The sequence below is a fragment of the Vibrio owensii CAIM 1854 = LMG 25443 genome (genome assembly GCF_000817815.1).
Classification (GTDB): Bacteria; Pseudomonadota; Gammaproteobacteria; order Enterobacterales; family Vibrionaceae; genus Vibrio; species Vibrio owensii.
Genome location: NZ_JPRD01000019.1, coordinates 1 through 16,011, shown reverse-complemented (window position 1 = coordinate 16,011; position 16,011 = coordinate 1). Strand labels below are relative to the sequence as shown.

The 16,011-nt window shown below is 40.7% G+C and carries 12 protein-coding genes and 5 pseudogenes; 8 read left to right on the top strand and 9 right to left on the bottom strand.

The genetic code is table 11. From position 1 onward, the window contains the following. Positions 1-165: 165 nt before the first annotated feature. From H735_RS12100 to H735_RS12090, 3 genes are all read right to left on the bottom strand, one after another. Positions 166-804 carry an IbrB-like domain-containing protein gene (locus tag H735_RS12100; protein WP_020196156.1) on the bottom strand — a complete coding sequence of 213 codons (639 nt, stop codon included), beginning with the start codon at positions 802-804 and terminating at the stop codon, positions 166-168. Continuing rightward, positions 791-2,059 (bottom strand): DUF3440 domain-containing protein, encoded by a 1,269-nt coding sequence (locus H735_RS12095; RefSeq protein ID WP_027726687.1) that lies wholly within the window; start codon positions 2,057-2,059, stop codon positions 791-793. The genes H735_RS12100 and H735_RS12095 overlap by 14 nt, the downstream gene beginning before the upstream one ends. Before the next feature lie 659 nt (positions 2,060-2,718). Continuing rightward, positions 2,719-3,612, bottom strand: a complete 894-nt coding sequence (locus H735_RS12090) for a site-specific integrase (protein ID WP_020196154.1) — start codon at positions 3,610-3,612, stop codon at positions 2,719-2,721. Between the two features lie 393 nt (positions 3,613-4,005). On the opposite strand from H735_RS12090, the pseudogene H735_RS31875 reads away from it, so the two are divergent. Further along, a pseudogene (locus tag H735_RS31875) lies at positions 4,006-4,374 on the top strand (IS66 family transposase); the annotation flags it as partial. A 296-nt stretch (positions 4,375-4,670) separates the two neighbouring features. Beyond that, positions 4,671-5,826: pseudogene (locus H735_RS30020) on the top strand (IS4 family transposase). Between the two features lie 132 nt (positions 5,827-5,958). Here the strand turns inward: H735_RS30020 and H735_RS12065 are convergent. The 4 genes from H735_RS12065 to H735_RS12055 form a co-directional block, all read right to left on the bottom strand. Further along, entirely contained in the window at positions 5,959-6,276 is a 318-nt protein-coding gene (locus H735_RS12065; RefSeq protein ID WP_020198140.1) for a hypothetical protein, read from the bottom strand. A gap of 137 nt (positions 6,277-6,413) precedes the next feature. Further along, complete coding sequence (locus H735_RS12060; protein WP_020198141.1) at positions 6,414-7,457, bottom strand: hypothetical protein; 1,044 nt, start codon at positions 7,455-7,457, stop codon at positions 6,414-6,416. Beyond that, the gene (locus H735_RS30885) at positions 7,444-7,602 is read right to left on the bottom strand and encodes a hypothetical protein (protein ID WP_020198142.1); all 159 of its coding nucleotides are present in this window, start codon (positions 7,600-7,602) and stop codon (positions 7,444-7,446) included. The genes H735_RS12060 and H735_RS30885 overlap by 14 nt, the downstream gene beginning before the upstream one ends. A gap of 8 nt (positions 7,603-7,610) precedes the next feature. After that, positions 7,611-8,237: a hypothetical protein gene (locus H735_RS12055; protein WP_152447709.1), complete on the bottom strand. Its 627-nt coding sequence runs from the start codon at positions 8,235-8,237 to the stop codon at positions 7,611-7,613. 756 nt (positions 8,238-8,993) lie between these two features. On the opposite strand from H735_RS12055, the gene H735_RS12050 reads away from it, so the two are divergent. Beyond that, positions 8,994-9,464, top strand: coding sequence for a hypothetical protein (locus tag H735_RS12050; RefSeq protein ID WP_020197548.1), 471 nt, complete (start codon positions 8,994-8,996; stop codon positions 9,462-9,464). Positions 9,465-10,030: 566 nt separating this feature from the next. Here H735_RS12050 and H735_RS12045 read toward each other — a convergent pair. Next, a complete protein-coding gene (locus H735_RS12045; RefSeq protein ID WP_020197549.1) occupies positions 10,031-10,207 on the bottom strand; it encodes an AlpA family transcriptional regulator in 177 nt (58 codons plus the stop codon). 144 nt (positions 10,208-10,351) lie between these two features. Between H735_RS12045 and H735_RS12040 the strand changes: the two are divergent. After that, positions 10,352-10,841: pseudogene (locus tag H735_RS12040) on the top strand (JAB domain-containing protein). 244 nt (positions 10,842-11,085) lie between these two features. Here the strand turns inward: H735_RS12040 and H735_RS12035 are convergent. Continuing rightward, positions 11,086-11,698 (bottom strand): annotated as a pseudogene (locus H735_RS12035) (IS630 family transposase); the annotation flags it as partial. 230 nt (positions 11,699-11,928) lie between these two features. Here H735_RS12035 and H735_RS12030 point away from each other — a divergent pair. The 4 genes and pseudogenes from H735_RS12030 (at position 11,929) to H735_RS12015 (ending at position 15,851) form a co-directional block, all read left to right on the top strand. After that, on the top strand, positions 11,929-12,123 hold the full coding sequence (locus H735_RS12030) for a hypothetical protein (protein ID WP_152447698.1): 195 nt from the start codon (positions 11,929-11,931) through the stop codon (positions 12,121-12,123). A gap of 140 nt (positions 12,124-12,263) precedes the next feature. After that, a pseudogene (locus tag H735_RS12025) lies at positions 12,264-13,583 on the top strand (FUSC family protein); the annotation flags it as partial. A gap of 145 nt (positions 13,584-13,728) precedes the next feature. Continuing rightward, the gene (locus tag H735_RS12020; protein ID WP_005440257.1) at positions 13,729-14,304 is read left to right on the top strand and encodes a DedA family protein; all 576 of its coding nucleotides are present in this window, start codon (positions 13,729-13,731) and stop codon (positions 14,302-14,304) included. A 179-nt stretch (positions 14,305-14,483) separates the two neighbouring features. Further along, positions 14,484-15,851, top strand: coding sequence for a Na+/H+ antiporter NhaC family protein (locus H735_RS12015; RefSeq protein WP_005447666.1), 1,368 nt, complete (start codon positions 14,484-14,486; stop codon positions 15,849-15,851). Positions 15,852-16,011 lie beyond the last annotated feature (160 nt).

The following is a 16,011-nucleotide window of genomic DNA, read 5'->3' as shown; positions in this document are numbered from 1 at the left end:
AACAGAGTTGGGCGCACCAAGGAAGATGTCGACATAATTGTTGTGTCCCCAAAAGTTATATAAGTTTGTACTACCCACCCTTCTAAACAAGGAAAAATCGCTAAGCGCGTTTCAATACGCACACGCAGGCTAGTCCAATAACATTCATCCCCCACGGTTTTACATTTACTCCCATGCTGAAGAAAAGCTGTCGTCTTTAAAGGCGGCAGCTAACCCTGTAACCTGCTGCATTCGTAGTACTTCATCACTATCCATACCAAGCTCTCGACCGATATCGTCATTACTCCAATCTAAGCACTTAAGTTTCATCACCAACTGAGCCGTCAGCTCTACTTGGTGCGCACCTCGCGCCATATTGTGACGAACCGAAGAAGACATTCGCTCATCTAAAGATTTATCCAGCACTACGACAGGCATATAACCTCCCAAAGAGGCGCGAATATGCTCATCGTGTTTTATTAATCGACTACGGTGGTAACCATCAATGATAACCAAGTCATCACAATCTCTTTGACGGCCAGTGACGACCGGCATGGTTAAACCATCCTTTAAAATGGAATGGCGTAATAATTTAAATTCCGGAGGGGCGACCTTATTGGGGTTATAATCGTTATCGACGACCTTTTGATGTTCGACAAGGCGAACACTTAGTACAGGATGTGTAAATGGCACTATTTTTTCAGCGCACTCTGACAACAAATTAAAAAGAGACACTCTCTCAGTAAGAGATGCTTTTTTAACGTTAAAATCGCGTAGCGTGTTCTGTAGCGTATCCAATAAACCGAGAGTATTATCGATTTCCATAATAACGACCTTCTTTTAGGTATTGCTCATACAGTTCGGCGTATTGCTGTGTCAGTTTCTGGTTTTGCCCAAAAGACAACCCGCGACACCAGTAATCATTTTTTATCAAAACCTTACAAATTCGCCGCCAACTCGGCACGCACTTCTGAGCTTCCAATTTTTTATCTGCAAAATCAGGGATATGCGTTATTCCTTTCAATTTTCCGTGACGACGCCACCATATCAAAAATTGAAAAATGCGCTGACGGTAATGTCGAGCCATATGGGGCGGCATGCTATCTAATAAATATTTACTGTACTGTCGGTAGGAATACCCATCAGGGAGTGCAAACGAGTAATACCCTAAAATTCGCCCTTGATTGCGACTATAACGAGCACCAAAATTGCACCCTTCAACCCGCTCAACTAGCTTTTGCCAAGTATGAGGCTCTAAGATTTGATACAACCACAACCCCTTACGTTGATCATCACCAAAAGGTTGACATAAGCGTTGCTGCGACAAGGGAACGCCAGCTAAATTCATCAAGTCGTAAATCCGGTTGTAATCCCACCGGAAACGTCCATTTGCTATCCAGACATCTCTTGTTTGCCAATCGTAGATGGGGTAAGCCTTATACAACGTTGATGTCACTTCCGTTGTCCACCGCTCTCCTTCATAACACCGCTTATTGGTGTTTTTTACCGTTCGATAACGATGAAGCGACTCATCAGCTCGAATGGCGACAAGACAGGCACACTTTGTTTGTTTTTGTTTTTGATACCAAAGTCCAAATTCATGAACAAATTCCTCAAACTCCATCCCTATTTTGAAAAAAGGAAAGTGGGTGATATCACTAATCACTGAAGGGTGAGAAGGCAATGAACGCAACCATTGCGAACGCAGCTCTGGTGCCCAACACATCCATTTAGGCTGAAACTGAGAAACCGCATTCCTAAGGCTTAACGGCAAACATATCCAGTAAGCGTTGACTTCACTTCTACTGACCATACGTTCAATAAAGTCAACTGTATGTTGATACTGCGCCTCCATATCAACAATCAACACGTCAATAGGTAGGCGTCCTAGCTTTCGAGCTTCCTCTATCGCTAAGTGCAGCAATACTCCTGAATCCTTACCGCCAGAAAAGGCCAAGTAGAAAGCAGGAAAATGCGTCAACAAATAACGACAACGAGCCCGCGCTGCCTCACAAACATCAGTACGAAGCCATTTTTTAGTGGACTTTTTTTGAACCTTATTGGGACAATAATTCGTCAAACCTTTAACCCCAAAGACCTAGACACTTGAGTGTCAAAAAAGATGTACTTGTTGGGCGATACATCAACATTACAACTCAATAAGCAATTTCGGAGTACGCAATACTTTAACGAAATGCGAACTTCTTCACGACGACTTAATTCGCAATTAGCACTCCAGTCATCCCCTTTAGGGATGACTGGAAGACCTCGTAATAGCTCTAATGTGAATAAATAATATTCGGCTTCGTAATGCATCCCCCACAAACAAAAGTCAGACAATGAACAAGAAGAAGTCGAAGCAGGGCCAACCGCAACATATCCCTCCTTTGTTTGAAAGGAGAACTCACCATATAAATTTGACATAACGTCTAGCAAAACCTTCATCATCATAATACCGCCCACGTTCTAGATGTTCGCCCGTTAAAAATCGACCAACACAGTCAAATGCAGCCATTCGCTCACAAGCAAACGCAAATGTATGCCAAACTCATGCTTAAGTCAGTTGTCACTTTGGCTAAAAAGACAAAGTAATTTAACTTATTGTTTTAAAAGCAAAATAGTGATGAATTGAGTTTTTTTTTGTATAAATAATTCCGTTTTTTGCGTGTAAAGTATTAATATGCGCGAGGCTGTTAGGGCGAGATTAAAAAGGATTGAAGGAGGAAGGAAGGATGCAATTTAAGCATGCTTGACGCAATAGCCAAAATGACAAGCTTGAGAAAGTTTTATGTTTATCTCCTCATATCGTAGCTTTGAGCGATTTAAATATCGCTCAGTCATCGCTAAATTTCCTTTACCATTGCCATGTCCAACCCAAACTGAGGCGGCGAAAGTATCTTTCATTAGATGAGCAACTTTCTGTACTGCAAATTTTCGACAAGAATGAAGCCCTAAGCGAATACCTTTCATTTTGTCTGCAAGTTTTACTCGAATTTTTTGTAGTACGTTGTAGACACTTTGTCTTGATAGCGGTCGGTCTTTCTCTTTGTTATGAGCATTTTTTTGCAACTCCCCACGAGGGAAAAGATACTTGCAGCCTTGATAGCACTGAACACGTCTTTGTAGCATCGTTTCCACATCGCAAAAGGATGAAAAATCAATTCGTCTTGATTGAGTAACAAGCCCTTCTAATTGGGCTCTTAGTATTGGTTCTTCCTTAGCGTAATATTTTTCTTTTGCTTTAGAGTATTCACTCTTCAACTGGTATTCCTCTGCTAAAATTGCCAACTCCTCAGGCGAAGAAACTAACCTGACTATCAGTGAGGCATTGTTATCATTAATACGTTTTCGTAACCAGTGTCGACCTTGCGATACCCACTGTTGCTCTAACTTGCGATTCACTTTTTTTGTCAGGTTCGCTCTGCCTGTTTTTGTGTCATTCAACGTGATGGTTTTATTTTTCAAATCAATTTGAGATAACTTTAACTCTCTACATTCGATATTGCGCAACCCAAAGGTCGCACTGAGTAAAAACATATCGTACCAAAAAAGATGGATATCTTTGGCGAGTTGTAAAAAACGAGGCATCAGGGTTTCAGGAATGGCATCGACGGCTTGTGTTTTAGTGTGCATGGTGACTCCTTTTCTTAGCTATCAATAAACCTAAATAAGACACATAACGTCTTATTTAGGTTCAGGTGATGAATCAATTTTCGTTATATAATTGTAGTATTGTTATCACTGTGCGTATTAACATGAAGAAGATCGGGGAATAATTACGCTGTACATTTTTCAGGGTTCAAGTACACCTCATCGATATAACTCCAGTCCTTCGTCTGCCTGGATGAGGCAATTGAGCACGTCGGTAGACTTGCTACGCTGTCGGAGAGTTTCATTATCCTCGCCGCAATGCCACTATGTTTATGTTTATGTTTATGTTTATACCAATCAAAAAAATCACCACCCCAACACCGAGCGCCTTCAATCCATCCATTGGCCATTAAGGACAATACTTTATTGTTTTCAAGCGATAATTGGCTGAAGCCAGAAAAACATCAACTGTGCTGGTCACATGTGAAACGAAATCTTCAGCAAATCGCTGACTATACTGGCAGAGTTTATACCGCGCTCGTTGGGCAACGACTAACACTGATCGCTAATATGGTTTTCAGAATACGTCACCGCCTGAAAAATGCAGGAATCCAGTCCGAACAATATATTCGCCGCATGAATCGACTGCGAAAGTCTTTTGACCACTGGCTTCAAAAAGGGAGTGGGATAGTCGTTCAGATATATAAAGGTCGATGTAAAAAGCTGCAATTACATAGGCAAAGCTTGTGGTTATTTTGTAAGCGTCTTCAAATCGACACCTTCAATCATCGAAGCGAGCATCGTAACCTTTTAGTCTTTATAGCTAAACGGGAAATGAAAAGATGTCACAACATAAATCTCAACATTGTTCCCGACAGGAATGGCTTCGCCTTGTTCAAAAATATTACAACTCCAGACAATCAACGGCTCAATTTTGTCTAGAGCATCGCCTCCACCCAAAAACATTTGATAACAATCGTCGCTTACGCCCCCTCACAATTTCTTTGCAAAACAATGAGTAGACGCACATCGTCCCGTCTGCTCTAATGAATTTCGCCAAAAACACACCTTGCCAAAGGGATAAATAGGAGCTCCTAACGATGCGCGATATTCAGATTCTACAACAAATACTTTCTCAACAGTGCCCAAGCATTCACAAAAAACGTCTGAGCTCTCTTATGCTTGCAACTGAAACAGTTCTCGATGGTGCCGAACTGACTTTAACCAAAATTGGTAGCGCGCTTGTTAGGAAGCCATCACCTTCATAAAGAAAAAGATATTATTTATAAGTGGCATGCAAGCTTTATTACGTAAGCGAACCCATTCCCTGTCATCCTCGTTGATTGGTCTGATGTTAGAGAGCAGCTACGCCACATGGCCACATGACTTTGCGCGCTGCTGTTGCGGTGAAAGGTAGAGCTGTGACCGCCTACGAACAGGCCTTCAAATACAAAAACTACAATTCACCCAGGTCGCAGCAGCTCTTTTTGGACAAGCTTAAGAATATCCTTCCTGAGGGATGTGTGCCTATCATCGTCTCTGATGCTGGCTTCCGTAGCACTTGGTTTCGACAAGTCGAAAGTATGGGTTGGTTCTGGCTGGGGCGTGTTCGTGGGAAAGTGTCAATCAAACTCCCCGAGGAAGATTGGTGTTGGAATAAAACGCTTTACCCAGCAGCAAACAGCAAGGCTCGTTATCTTGAGGAGTGTAAACTGGCAAAACGCTCACCATTAAAGTGCTGTGCTTATCTATATAAAAGTCAGCCCAAAAGGCAGAAAAGCCCTTCGCCATAGCCGAACCTGCCAAAAGCACTCGACAAGCAAGGTATTTAACAAGAGAGCAAAGGAGCCTTGGCTTCTGGTCACAAACATATCAAACCAGAGACTAAATAGCTTCAAAATTAACAACTTATACGCAAAAAGAATGCAAATCGAAGAGTCGTTTCGGGACTTAAAAAGTCCTGCTTATGGGCTAGCACTCAGACATAACCGCACTCGGTGTACAAGGCGTATCGACATATTGTTGCTCATGGCACTGATGGCTGAAATCATCATGTGGTGGAATGGTTTAATCGCCATGCAAGCCAAATGGCACTATGACTTCCAAGCTAATACGGTTAAGCCTCGACGTGTTCTGTCTATTCCAAGGCTTGGAAAAGAAGTGCGCAGTCATCGGCGATATCGAATTCAAGAACCCCAATATCACTGTGCTATGGTTGAATATCAACACCTCACACATTGCCGTGGGTTGGGGTAATTATGAGGGAATCCGCCAGCACCGTGATTTATATGCGAATAACAGTTAGCATCTATTTTATGGAAAAACTAAAGTTATTGAGATATATAATTCCATAAATAAAGAGAGAGCTCCCCCTCTCTTTATAATGTTTTAATCTAGAATAATATTAGTAATTAAACTTATCATCTTTTTATAGTCGCTTTCATTTGAGTAGTTTACATTAAACGTATTCACTTCCCTTTTCTCCTCGCTATGAGCATCACTGATTAGAATTACATCTCTAGAAATACCGAAGCCAATAATATTCTTCATCAATTTTTTATTTCTTTCTTTATCTCCTAGGATAATAATCGAGTCATACCTCTCGAAATCAGAGTCACTAAGTGATGTATTATCAAAGTCTGAATTAATCACCATCAAGCGGATATCTTTCGCCGTTCCTTCAACCTCTTTTTCAATACTCGACATTATTTTATTGTTAATTTGACTTTGTTCTGCTTGATAGTCAAGAATTAAGTTTTGACCACTAAAAGCTAGTCCACTGAAAGTAGATAAAAATCCAATTAATATAAACTTTTCATTTTTTTTAATAACATAAAATCACCTTATAACATTCCTTTATTGAGTATACGGTATCTTTTTCCTGTTACAGAGTCTGTTAAACATTCAGTTTCAATGTCTACAGATACGGGAAGTAAGTAGTTCCGTTGATAAACATCCTCGTTGAACAGTAACATTGAGTCTTTTCTAGATAGTTCAACTCGGTTAATAAATGTTAACGTTTTGGAATAACAATTGCTGCTTCTTACATTGTCTTCCCATGAGGTTGTCGATGAGATATCTAATGCTCGCCATAATTTCGAACCTAAAACTTCATCACCATTTAGAATAAACCCATTTTTATCTATATTTGCATTCTCTAATGAATGAACAACTGCGTTTTTTGACATGCGATATTCTGTATTTGTACCTATATCATTTCTCAAACCAGTATTTACGACATAAAATGTTTGCAAATCTTCACTAACTGCTGTGCCTGCAGAGTTAGTAAACCCTACGTTTAACCCGGCCGTAAGGCTTGGTCCGCTAGGATCAAAAGCTCCACCGACCTCACCACCAATTGAGAATTCAAGAGATTGAGAGTTTTCAACAGTAATAAATTTATCTTCATATGTTGAACTAGGGTAATAGTCTTTCATTTTAAATAGCGCACTGTTATTAACACCAAAAGGTATACATGAACCATTATCAGAGCTTGAGCACACTTCAACAGCTTTATTTAAAGATGTTTTTTTCTTTGGATTATAATATAATTTAATTAAAGAATTATTATTAAACCCAAACTTTGACATGTCATCCATTTTGATACATGAACCAAATGTTTCTCCGTTACTTTCTGGGAAAACTTGATATTTATCATTGCAACCTTCAGGTGATACTTTCCATATACTATGGTAAGATTTACTTGTATCTATAGTATATTTAACGCCCTCATCTTCCGCTATCCAATTTACGTCGTTTGGACTCCATAAAGCAAATTTAGCTGTTATATATTCAGGAGACGAATTGAATGAAAGCGAAAAAACTTTTCCACAAGTTTCTTCATTATATTGTTTAGGTGGCACTTTAAGCTCTTCAAAAAAAACCATTAACTAAATATCTTAGATCAATTTCACCTATTGTTGGGTCTCCTTTTATACAAACTTGAAATCTATTGCTACCCGCAGCACTTACATTGAAAGTAGATAATATTTGGCCAAAAACTAACATAACTAAAATACTTTTAAACTTCATATTTCCTCCTAATTTTCAAACACGCTTTCATCAACTAATAAATTAACCGCATTAGTCCCATCAAATGTTGATTTAAGAGACTCGCCGTTAAATGGTCCCCAACTTGTGATAATCGGTTTTACCTGCGTTGGACCTTGATAAATGGGGTCTGAAGGAACTTTATGATTCCACGTAACAATCTTCTGATTTGCCAAAGTTGCCGACCCATCAACAAGCATGACATAATTAGTCTGGTCCAAACCACTAAAGATTAAAATATCAATAGTTCGTTCAACATCAACAATCTCTTTTACTTGCTTAAACGAAGAGAAATTGCTCCACCAATAACGAAATGAGTGAGTGTAATATTTATCATCATCTATAATTTCATTTTCTATTTGATGATCCCTTATGCGCAAGTGCTTACATAGGTTTTGTATAATCTCAGTCCCCGGATATTTATCTGACAGTTCTTTATTAATTACAGACACCTTTTGGTTAAATACATTGCAAGCATTTTCTGGTGAGATACTGCCATTGTGATATGTGTTTTCACCTTGGAAATATGCATCATCAATGCCTGGTATAATCGTACTTTGAGCAAAGCAAAAAGATGATACCAATGACACCCATAAAATTATCGATATACTTTTCATATCAACTCCAATTAAGTAGGTTTGACTATATTTATCACCAGTTATCAATTTTATATTCAAAAATATATTTGACATGCGGTGATAGCTATTGAGTCTCATTTATTTAACTATACGAGACAACTACCTATAAGTCCTACAATTAACTTAGAACTTGTTAATGTAGAGCTTCCTTACCCACGAGAACAGGAAATATAGAAATTTAAAAGCCTCCTTTTATCGTGTCTACTTTAATACTTAATATAAAAAGCACTTATAGATAAAATCTTCAACTCTAAAAAACTTCTCGAAACTTGGAATTAAAGAATATATTTTCATTTCACCATCTTCTAATTTAATAATAACCACATGTTTCATATGGTTATTTAATATTAATTAGAAAACTAACGTGATTAAAAACCGAATTGTCAATAAACTAATAAAACAAAGAAGGTATTAGAGCTAAAAAGCGAAGAAAACGTTTGCCCTTTAAAATCACTAGTAAAATAGATAAAACACACAAAACATAAGACAAAATATTTCAACAAACAATCAATTATTAAATGAAAATTTATGCATATTCATACAATTACCTAAAGTGCGACGTAATATCACAAATTTATTCTTTGGATACAGAAAACCACAGGTTTCCCCGTGGATGAATGCTTTTGGAGATGAATCCAGGTATGGGCAGCTACTTACGAAAGATTATGCCAAAGTTACTGTGAAGTTTACCTGGCTTTGAAATCATCTGCATATAGTGATGCTTAGGATACCTCATTGGCTTCTGTCTCTAACTCTGCCGAGGATAAAGGCACGGTTACTGGGATTAAGCTAGGTAGCACCAATATTACCGTATCTGGAAAATTTGATGGTTTAACTCTGGATGCAACAACTGCATTGGATGTTGTTGGCCCATATCGTCGTCCATTATTAGCAGATGAAACCGTATATGGGGAAAATACAAAAGAAGAGATCGCCTATGTCGACAGCACCGGTACAACTCAAATGCTAGGACCTGGCCCTGATATTTATGGTTATGCCGCAGTAGAGATTGATGTCGCCATTGCTGAGTGTCAACTAAGAGGTGAGGAATTGGCATCAAATCCAACACCACTGGCTGCCTACTTGAATGAAGGCAATGATGAAACGTCAACTTGGCCACTCAACTTCCGTTATTTTTGGACGTCACAAAAAAACACAACAGAATTAGGGGGAAGTATTTGGCAACTACGACGCTGTATTCTTTAGTGATATCACTGGTCAATTTGAAATTGCCGAAACAGGAAAAGACCCTAGATTGAAAGCATTTGTTATCTGTGAACATAAATAGAGCGTAAAGCTTGAACTATAAAAAGGATGGTTGTTAGTAGCCATCCTTTTTTCGCTAGACCATCGACCTACCATCATTATTCTAAGTCACAAGAGTGCCAAATTCACAATTCTAAGTCACAAGAGTGCCAAATTCACATCCCCTTTTGACAAGATGCTAATGATATAATCGTTTAAAAATCTCATCAATTTAGTTTTTAAGTTCGCTCAGCAATTAAAAACGTTTGCAAATTGATATTTAAACAATAAAATAAGCGATTTTCTAATTTCATTTTACACAAACATACTTTTATAGCGTGTCTAGCTTAATCTAATCTTTGATTGGATGGCGAGATAGATTCATAATACAACACTACCAAGCTACAAATGAGTAGCTTTATAATCTATTTGGATAATATCTAAGTTATTTAAGCGAAAACTTTACATCCATAGAGTAAAAAGTAGTCTACTACAATTAGCTTAAAGTAAATTTATCAAATCTATATCTAACGATTTTTGATAATGCACCCTATCCATTCATCGACCTCACTTTCTACCCACACCACTGCGCGAGCGCCTAAATTAACCGACTTAGGGAAAGCACCTTCGCTCATTTTCCTGTAGATTGCAGAACGGCTCAGTTCGGTCTTTTCTATTACTTCTTTTAGCTTTAAAAATCTCATGGGATTGGCTCCTATTTCTTTTACCCATGGGATAACGCTGTGTGTTAGAAAAAACGTTCAGAGCTCTCTCCCTCCCACAAATCAATTACTTTCAGATATATGTTCTCTTAATGAAGTTCCTATCGTTTCACTCTTGGAGGACCTATGTCGACCGATAACCTTCACTACCAAAAACAACAGAAATACCACGAAAATGAAATCCTCGAGCATGCCGCCGAAATCCTCGTTAACCGTTATGTTCGCGGCGATGCCCTTTGTAATCCGAATGCAACAAAAGAGTATGTTCGATTGAAATTAGCCAGCTCAGAGCATAAAATATTAGCGCTACTACTACTCGATAGTCAGCATCGCGTCATTGAGTTTAAGCCGCTCTTCAAAGGAACCATTGACTCAGCCAAGGTTGTCAAAACCGTCTTAGAGAGCAACGCAGCCGCCGTCATTCTGGCGCACAACCATCCATCCCGTGATCCATCACCATCTCAAGCAGATAAACGCATTACACGTAAGCTCGTCGATACTTTAGCGCTGGTGGATGATCAAAGTTCTTGCTCACATTGTGGTTGGAGAAAGCAGTGTCTCTTTTGCAGATATGGATGAAAACGTTCGCTCGTCATCTTTCAAGAGTAGTTTTTGATGAGATCCATTTATCTATCGTTGGAAAGTGACCTTCTTCCCCTTCATTACGACACATCATGACGCAAGTGCGATAGAGCTCGTCGCAGAAATCTACCCTAACGCATTGATAAAAAAGCTTTGTCGCACCTTTTGATATCGTCATGCCCAACAGAACGAACCTCGTTGAGCTTACCATAACGCAACCTAACCAAACTTAATACCACCTTGAGTTTATCTTGGCGACTTACAACCTTATTCCATACAATAAGGCTAAGTCGACTACGGTTACCTGTCGTTTTTAGGTTTTTATCTTGTCCAGTTCGTATCCAGCCATGTGAGATTTTTGTCGAAAGCGTTGGATGGACAGCATCGATAAAGATTATCGATTCCTCCTTACCACAACTCGCTTTTAGGGTTTCATACGAGTCAACAAACGCTTGCTGTTTATCCTCATCAAACTTGTGTGGGATACCTTTGGGTTGTTTGTAGCTGAAACCGTTGTGATGAAGCCATTTATTCATGCCAGGAACACTGTAGTCAACCTGATGGTGCTCCAGCACATAAGCAACAATTTCGTGTGAATGATGGTATGTATTTTCGGTTAGGTGCTGGAGCAACTCTTGAGTTTGATGGGCAGATAGATCGCTTTGTGAACCGCCATTTTCAGGCTTGAGCTTATTCGATTGCAGGTAATCTTTGATAAGTTACCGAACAGTGGATTCATGAAGTAAGAAGAGCGTCAGCAATTTCCTCGGGACTCCAACCATTACTAGCGTAGATAACAGCTTTTATAAGGTCACGAACTCGTCCATCACGAGTCGTGCCGTGTTGGTTTTTGAGTGCCTGCTTTTGTTCATTGCTCAGAGTAACTTTCATCGCTGCTAGCATTATCCTCTCCTCGGAGAAAATCAAGTACCTTCAATGATCACCGGTATAATCAAATACAGATTCTTTGGGTTCTGGAGTATTTAAATGACAAGATAGATCTAGGCTACGTTTCAGTGTGGAACACGACAAATACAAACGACCATTACTTATCAATCATATGGTTTTTCTGTATTAATTTTTTAGTTAATCCAGATGGGTCAGAACTAATAATTAGAAAAATGAAATCAGCATGGAGTCAAAAAAAGTTCAGAGACAAAAACTGTGACTATAAACCTTATAGCATTTCAATGAATAAAGAAACCAAAAAACAACTAACTTGGTTAGTCAAACAAGAAGAAAAAAATATTCAGCAAGTTATCCAAAAAATTATTAATGAGGCATACACAAGAAAGAAAAACAAAATATACGATTAATGGCAGTGTGCAAATATCTGTGTAATTTAAGTAAAATGTATAAAACAGGAATGGCACATGGACAAAGACTTCTATTTAGAACAAGCCATTAAAGCCCTTCAGTCAAGACAAATTCTGACTGGCAAAGATGGTATCTTAATTCCTCTCATCAAACAAGAAGCAACCCTGATCTGCTCAAGCAATTTCAATCCAGTAAACCGAAACGAGATCTGCTCTTGGTTTGGAGCCAACACTGTCAGCAAAGATTAAGGCACAAAGCCAAGCAGCTTTTGCATAACACGCATGAAGAGATGGAACACTTGAGCTCACTAGAACAGGAAGCTCATGATTTGATTGAGGCGGTGAAGCTAGAAGACCAACCTCGCTTTCGCTACTGGGCATACGCGGTCAAGCATATTTCTCGTCGTATTGAGCTCAATGAACCCGCTTATGAACGTTCCTTTGAAGTGCAACCATTCGAACTGTCTTTCCGTTTACCAAGTCGAGGCAACCCGATTTGGCGCCACGTGACTCGCGTTGGTTTGATGTTTGCTCTTGGTGCTGGGATTGCCGAATACTTTGAATTGATTCGTCCGGATTGGGTGTTGATTTCCATGTTGATGGTCATTCAGCCGAGCTTCTTGGCAACCCGAAGTAAAACTTGGCAACGCTGTTTAGGTACGGCGCTTGGGGTACTGTTCGCCACCTCCTTGATTCATCTTGGCGTACCAACGACCATCCTGTTTGTGTTAATAGCTGTCCTATTACCTGTCGCAATGCTCAATATTATGCGTCATTACTCGCTGGCGATTGGCTGTATTACCGCACTGTTGATTTTGGTTTATCAGACCATGGCACACCAAGGGCTCGACTTTGCCGCTCCGCGCTTGATCGACAATGTCATCGGTGGCGCAATTGTCCTACTCGGTTATGGTTTATTGTGGCCACAGTGGCGAGGCAAGGAGATTCATACCCAAGCATTAAAAGCACTCGATAGTTCAAAGAGCTTATTTGTGTATTGCTATGAGCAGTTACAAGTCGACACAGAGCAACGTGATCATATGGCGCTCACTAAGCAACGTGCCGCTATGCTCACTGCTGAAAGCGACCTTGAACTGATTTACAACGAGATGCAGCAAGAGCCAAGACACACTCGCGCCGATCCGCATTATTATGAAGATATGTTGAGCCATTATCGCTTGTTGAGTCACTACCTCTGCTTGCTTATCCCTCTAGTGAGAACGGGCACCCACTACCAAGGCTCACTCCAAGTCGAACGTCTGATTCATGATGCGATGGATGCGTTGATCAGTACGATTCGTGACAATCGTGTTCATGAGCTGCCAGCACTGAGCAATAAAACCGATGCCAATCATCCCTCCTCGACCGCAGGACAGCGCTCTGTCGAAGAGATCATCTGGTTAGCATTGATGACCATTAAGCAAATGCACGACTTAGTAAGGCGTAACCTAAAAGACTAAATACGCAGCACTATTATCAACGGCGTGTCAGATTTCACTGACTGAGAACAACGTCGATTGACCAAGCTAACTAACAGGAGTATCACTCCAGCTTCGTTCCACTTTTGTTAGAGGAAAGCGTTTGGAACACATAAATGAACTATTGATGGCGATGAAGCCTCTGCTTGAGCAATATGGCTATCTCGCCCTTATCGTCAGCATCTTTCTTGAAGGCATTGGTATTCCGATGCCGGGGCAATCGCTGATGATTGCGGCGTCTATCATTTCATCTGAGCATGTCATGAACCTTAGCCTAGTGATGATAGTCTCTTGGTTGAGTTGCTTTTTTGGCAACACGTGCGGCTACCTGATTGGCTATTACTTTGAAGGTTGGTTAGACAAGAAAGGCTATATTTCTGGCCCCAAAATGCAGAAGCTACAAAGTACGATTCAGAAGTATGGTCCTGCTTGTTTGGTTGTTAGCCGATTCGTGGAAGGAATGAAGCAGTTTATGCCGCTTGCTTGCGGTATTGCTAAGATGCCGCGCAAAGAGTTCTTATTAGGTAACGCGCTTGCAACCACCATTTGGGTTGCCGTGTTCAGTTTGCTCACCAACTTCGCGTTTGAGCATTTGAGCGTCCTTAGCCAGTTCTATACCGATCATCGCTACGTGGTTTGGTCTAGCGCAGCACTGCTGTTCTCACTGATGATCTTCGCGCTTCTCAAACGAAAAAAAGCGTAAATGCTCTAAACCAATATAATTCCACAAAGGCTCACGGTATCAATAAGATATGTTATGTGAGCCTTTTTTATTGGTCTTTTCGATTAAAAATAACCAGCCATTTAGACGTCTAGACGTTGACAAGTCTTTGGTGTCAGATTAGTCTGCTCGCCTTATTTATTGATTATGTTGTCGTTCACATGTCTGGTTCTAAAAATTCTAATAAAGCAATCGCACCATCAGCGGTCGCACTTTTACCTTTAGTGCTATTCCTTGCGCTGTTTATTGGCGTGGGCACTTACTTATCTTTGCAAGGCGTTGATTTCGCGTTCTACCAATTGCCAGCGCCTATCGCGGTATTGCCTGCGGTGATCCTTGCGCTCATCTTAAGCAAAGACAAACTCAATCGTTCTATCGAACACTTTATGCGTGGCGTTGGTCATCAAGACATCATCGCGATGTGTATGATCTACCTGCTTGCTGGTGCCTTTGCTGCGGTAGCAAAAGCGTCTGGCGGCGTAGATGCGACAGTTAACCTTGGTCTATCTGCGATTCCAACTAGCATGATCTTGCCGGGTATCTTCCTGATTTCTGCGTTTATCGCGACGGCAATGGGCACCTCAATGGGCACCATCGCTGCAGTTGCGCCTGTTGCTCTGGGTATTGCTCAATCGGCAGGTATGAGCCTTCCATTGACTGCTGGTGTAGTACTTAGCGGCGCAATGTTTGGTGATAACCTTTCGATCATCTCAGACACCACCATTGCGGCAACCCGTTCTCAAGGCTGTGAGATGAAGGACAAGTTCAAAGAGAACATCCGTATCGCACTACCAGCAGCACTGGTGGCGCTTGTGATCTTTGCCTTCAACAGCACAGCAACTCAAGTACCAGAAACTGGTCCTATTGAATGGCTGAAAGTGCTGCCATATGTGACGATTCTTATCCTTGCTGTATCAGGCATGAATGTGTTTGTCGTGCTTACTATTGGTATCGTTTTAGCGGGTGGCGTGAGCCTGTCTTCTATCGATGATTACGGTCTAACCAACTTCGCACAAGACATCTACTCAGGCTTTGGCAACATGCAAGAGATCTTCTTGCTATCTATGCTGATTGGCGGTTTGAGCGAGCTTATGCGTCGCCAAGGCGGTCTCGCGTTCCTGACTAACCTAGTGAGCGGCATCATCCGTACGTTTGGTTCTAGCCACTCGAAAGAAGCAAATGGTCGTGCAAGCGAACTAGGTATTGCTGGTCTGGTATCAATGGTAAATACCTGTACCGCCAACAACACCGTTGCCATCATCGTATCAGGTAGCGTGGCTCGCCAGCTGGCAGAAGAGAACAACGTATCACCGCGTCGTTCTGCAAGTTTGTTGGATATCTTCTCATGTGTTATCCAAGGTGTATTGCCATACGGTGCGCAAGTTCTGCTATTGGGTTCGGTATTTAACCTTTCTCCACTAGAAGTTGTCGCGAACTCTTACTATTGTTTCGCACTTGCAATTGCAGCAATCGTGGCGGTGTTTATCAAGCATCCGGCACGTCAGCCTGTCCCTCAGACTGAAAGCTAAAATTAACTTTGAAGAAGGGCTCCGATTGGAGCCTTTTTTGTGTCTTAAGAAAAGAAGCGATTCCCTACTCGCTCCTTCGCCGCTCTAGATAATGACGCTATGTAAAACCAAGCATCAACCAAGGCTAATTCCGTCATTCTCGTATATGGACTCCCAATTA

What these genes read in the sequence shown, in the direction of transcription:
- H735_RS12100 (WP_020196156.1), bottom strand. Translation starts at nt 804, where the DNA reads ATGGAAATCGATAATACTCTCGGTTTATTGGATACGCTACAGAACACG.
- H735_RS12090 (WP_020196154.1), bottom strand. Translation starts at nt 3,612, where the DNA reads ATGCACACTAAAACACAAGCCGTCGATGCCATTCCTGAAACCCTGATG.
- H735_RS12065 (WP_020198140.1), bottom strand. Translation starts at nt 6,276, where the DNA reads ATGTCGAGTATTGAAAAAGAGGTTGAAGGAACGGCGAAAGATATCCGC.
- H735_RS12060 (WP_020198141.1), bottom strand. Translation starts at nt 7,457, where the DNA reads ATGGTTTTTTTTGAAGAGCTTAAAGTGCCACCTAAACAATATAATGAA.
- H735_RS30885 (WP_020198142.1), bottom strand. Translation starts at nt 7,602, where the DNA reads ATGAAGTTTAAAAGTATTTTAGTTATGTTAGTTTTTGGCCAAATATTA.
- H735_RS12055 (WP_152447709.1), bottom strand. Translation starts at nt 8,237, where the DNA reads ATGAAAAGTATATCGATAATTTTATGGGTGTCATTGGTATCATCTTTT.
- H735_RS12045 (WP_020197549.1), bottom strand. Translation starts at nt 10,207, where the DNA reads ATGAGATTTTTAAAGCTAAAAGAAGTAATAGAAAAGACCGAACTGAGC.
- H735_RS12030 (WP_152447698.1), top strand. Translation starts at nt 11,929, where the DNA reads ATGAAATCAGCATGGAGTCAAAAAAAGTTCAGAGACAAAAACTGTGAC.
- H735_RS12020 (WP_005440257.1), top strand. Translation starts at nt 13,729, where the DNA reads ATGGCGATGAAGCCTCTGCTTGAGCAATATGGCTATCTCGCCCTTATC.
- H735_RS12015 (WP_005447666.1), top strand. Translation starts at nt 14,484, where the DNA reads ATGTCTGGTTCTAAAAATTCTAATAAAGCAATCGCACCATCAGCGGTC.